The sequence below is a fragment of the Alcanivorax sp. UBA3183 genome (assembly GCF_002364155.1).
Classification (GTDB): domain Bacteria; phylum Pseudomonadota; class Gammaproteobacteria; order Pseudomonadales; family Alcanivoracaceae; genus Alcanivorax; species Alcanivorax jadensis.
On record NZ_DEXN01000006.1, the window covers coordinates 136555 to 140063 of the forward strand.

The following is a 3509-nucleotide window of genomic DNA, read 5'->3' on the forward strand; positions in this document are numbered from 1 at the left end:
ATGGGCGGCATGCTGGCTACCCGTTTTGCGCTGATGTTCCCAGAGCGCAGCGATGGGCTCGTGCTGGTCAATCCCATCGGCCTGGAAGACTGGCAGCAGAAGCAGGTGCCATGGCAGTCCGTGGATGCCTGGTATCAGGGGGAGCTGAAAAAGACCCCGGAGAAAGTGAAGAGCTACATGACCGCCAGCTATTTTGATGGTCAGTGGAAGGAGGCCTACGACCCGCTGCTGACTCTGCAACAGGGCTGGATTCGAGGGCCGGATTACCCCCGTATTGCCTGGAATTCGGCGTTGCACTACGACATGATTTTCAGCCAGCCGGTGGTGCAGGATTTTGACCGCCTTGCGGTGCCCACGCTGCTTGTTATCGGTACCCGTGATCGTACTGCCCTGGGACGTAACCGGGCTCCTGAAGGTATTCGTGAGACCCTGGGTCGCTACGACCGGCTGGGTGAAAAGACCGTCCAGCGCATACCCGATGCCACCCTGGTGGAGCTGGAGGGTATTGGCCATGTGCCCCAGTTCGAAGCCTTTGATCGCTATATGGCGGCGCTACGGACATTTCTGCAACAAAGTCGTTAGCCGTTCATGCTGAAGGGGCTAGGGCGGCCATGATCAGTGCGACTGACTGTTCGCTGACGGCTTCTATGTCTTCCCGGTTCACGTAGATACCATCGATCAGCAGGCGGCAAAGGCCATGGACGGTGGCCCAGCTGGCCTGTGCCACACGCAGGGGGTCGGTGTCAGCGGGCAGTCGTCCCTGAAGCTGGCTCCCCAGCCGTTCGGCATAGTTGCGGAAGCTGCGATAGGCCACCGCCTTGAGTTCTTCGGTGGGAGCCCCGCTTTTCCAGATGGTGCGGCCGAACATCAGCTCGTACTGTTCCGGGTGTTCGGTGGCAAAGCGCAGATACTCGCGGACAAAGTGCTGAATCCGTTCTTTCGAGCCTTCCCCCTGTAATTGCCGACCGATCATTTCATCCAGTTGGCTGAACGCCTGGGTCGCCAGAGCGCAGAGCAGGGCATTCTTGTCACGGAAATGGTGGTAGGGTGCGGTACGGGAGACGCCGGCCCGTTCCGCCAGCTTGCGCAGGGACAGGCCATCAATGCCATCCTCGTCCAGCAGCCGGTTGGCTTCCCGGAGCAGGGTGGAATGCAGGTCGCCGTGGTGATAGCGCGCGGGTCGTGACATGGTAAATCCAGTTGCAAGTTGAAAGTGGCAAGTTACAACGCGCAGTGTCGCTGGCAGTAGACGGCCCGCCGGTTACGCGAACAAGCTGGTTTTGGCGCGGGCAGGGTGGTGCAGATCACTGCCACACAGATGCCGCGTTGAAACTTTCAACTTGAAACTTGCCAGACTAGTTTCAGCAATAATCTTGACAGTGTCAAAATAAGCCATTAACTTGACGCCGTCCAGATAATTAACGCGTAGCCATCTCTGGTGACGATACGGAGCACACACCATGACAGCCGACCGCTATTCCAACCTGCTTTCCCCCCTGGATCTGGGCCATACCCAGCTCAAGAACCGGGTGATCATGGGGTCCATGCACACCGGTCTGGAAGACCGCTTCTGGCAGTTTCCCAAGCTTGCGGCTTACTTTGCCGAGCGTGCCCGTGGCGGTGTTGGCTTGATTGTTACCGGTGGCTTCAACCCGAACAAGAAAGGGTGGTTCTACCCGTTCTCCGGGCTGTTCAACAGCCGCTTTGATGTGATGAACCACCGCAAGGTCACCGATGCGGTGCACCGGGAAGGGGGCAAGATTGCCCTGCAGGTGCTTCATGCGGGCCGTTACAGCTACCACCCGTTCTCCCGTTCCGCCTCGGCGATCAAGAGCCCGATCAACCCGTTCAAGCCCAAGGCCATGTCCACCAAGGAAGTGGAGCAGACGGTGAAAGATTTTGCCCACACTGCCTACCTGGCCAAGAAGGCCGGTTATGACGGTGTGGAAATCATGGGGTCCGAAGGTTATCTGATTAACCAGTTCACCGCGCCGCGCACCAACAAACGCAAGGACAAGTACGGCGGCAATGCAGAAAATCGCCGTCGTTTCCCGGTGGAAATCGTCCGCGAAACCCGCAAGCGTTGTGGCGATGATTTCATCATCATGTTCCGCATGTCGGTGATTGATCTGGTGCCGGAAGGCTCCACCCGCGAAGAAGTGCTGGAACTGGCCAAGGCCCTGGAAGCAGCCGGCAGCAGTCTGTTGAACTCCGGTATCGGCTGGCACGAGGCCCGTGTGCCTACCATCGTGACCTCTGTGCCCCGGGCAGCCTTTGCCGAAGCCACCCGCCAGGTGAAAGAGGTGGTGTCCATTCCGGTGGTCGCCTCCAACCGCATCAACGATCCGGATGTGGCGGAAGAGATTCTCAAGAGCGGTCAGGCGGATGCGGTGTCCATGGCCCGTCAGTTGCTGGCGGACCCGGACTTCGTGAAGAAGACCGAGCAGGGCAAGGCCGACGAGATCAATACCTGTATTGCCTGTAACCAGGCCTGTCTGGATCACACCTTCCAGCTCAAGCGGGCATCCTGTCTGGTCAATCCCCGTGCCTGTCACGAAACCGAGCTGCTTTATCTGCGCACTGCCAAGCCCAAGAAGGTGGCGGTAGTCGGCGCCGGCCCGGCGGGCCTGTCCTGTGCCACGGTGGCGGCAGAGCGGGGTCATGATGTGACCCTGTTTGATCAGGCTGGCGAGATCGGCGGCCAGTTCAACATGGCCAAGGTAGTGCCGGGCAAGGAAGAGTTCCACAACACCATTCGCTATTTCAGCAAGCGAATTGAAAACACCGGGGTGACCCTGAAACTCAATACCCGGGTGGAAGTGGCAGATCTGCAGGCCCAGGGCTTTGATGAAATCGTCATCGCCACTGGTGTACTGCCGCGTACGCCGGGTATCCCCGGCATTGATCACCCCAAGGTGCTGTCCTACGTGGATGTACTGCGTGGCAAGGCGCAGGTGGGTGAGAAAGTGGCGGTGATCGGTGCTGGCGGTATCGGGTTTGATGTGTCCGAATTCCTGGCTGAACACCCCCGTGACGGCGAGCAGCCCTTGCCGGAGTGGATGAAGGAGTGGGGCGTGGACATGGATAGCGATGCACCTGGTGGCCTGGTTGAGCCGGAGGTGGAAAAACCCGCCCGGCAGATCACGCTGCTGCAGCGTAAACCGACCTCGTTGGGCAAGGATCTGGGCAAGACCTCCGGCTGGGTGCATCGCGCCACCCTGAAATCCCGCAACGTGGACATGCTGAAAGGTTGCAGCTACGAGAAAATCGATGATGCCGGCCTGCATATCAAGATCGGCGAGGAAAGCCGGGTACTGGATGTGGACCACGTGGTGATCTGTGCCGGTCAGGAATCCCTGCGCGAGCTGTATCAGGAAGAAGCGAAAAACTTCCACCTGATCGGCGGCGCCGACCTGGCCGCAGAGCTCGACGCCAAGCGCGCCATCAAGCAGGGTGCGGAAGTAGCCGCGGCCCTGTAAGGGCGGGATGTAGGAGCGGCGCTTGAGCCG

General features: G+C 59.5%; 3 protein-coding genes. 2 read left to right on the top strand and 1 reads right to left on the bottom strand.

Going from position 1 to position 3509, the window contains the following annotated elements:
• The coding region (locus B3Q33_RS01920) for an alpha/beta fold hydrolase (protein ID WP_286826675.1) at positions 1-582 on the top strand (582 nt) is incomplete at its 5' end.
• 4 nt (positions 583-586) lie between these two features.
• On the opposite strand, the gene B3Q33_RS01925 is transcribed toward B3Q33_RS01920, so the two are convergent.
• Positions 587-1189, bottom strand: coding sequence for a TetR/AcrR family transcriptional regulator (locus tag B3Q33_RS01925; RefSeq protein WP_035246647.1), 603 nt, complete (start codon positions 1187-1189; stop codon positions 587-589).
• A gap of 271 nt (positions 1190-1460) precedes the next feature.
• Between B3Q33_RS01925 and B3Q33_RS01930 the strand changes: the two genes are divergently transcribed.
• Complete coding sequence (locus B3Q33_RS01930) at positions 1461-3479, top strand: NADPH-dependent 2,4-dienoyl-CoA reductase (protein ID WP_272975016.1); 2019 nt, start codon at positions 1461-1463, stop codon at positions 3477-3479.
• Positions 3480-3509 lie beyond the last annotated feature (30 nt).

What these genes read in the sequence shown, in the direction of transcription:
- B3Q33_RS01925 (WP_035246647.1), bottom strand. Translation starts at nt 1,189, where the DNA reads ATGTCACGACCCGCGCGCTATCACCACGGCGACCTGCATTCCACCCTG.
- B3Q33_RS01930 (WP_272975016.1), top strand. Translation starts at nt 1,461, where the DNA reads ATGACAGCCGACCGCTATTCCAACCTGCTTTCCCCCCTGGATCTGGGC.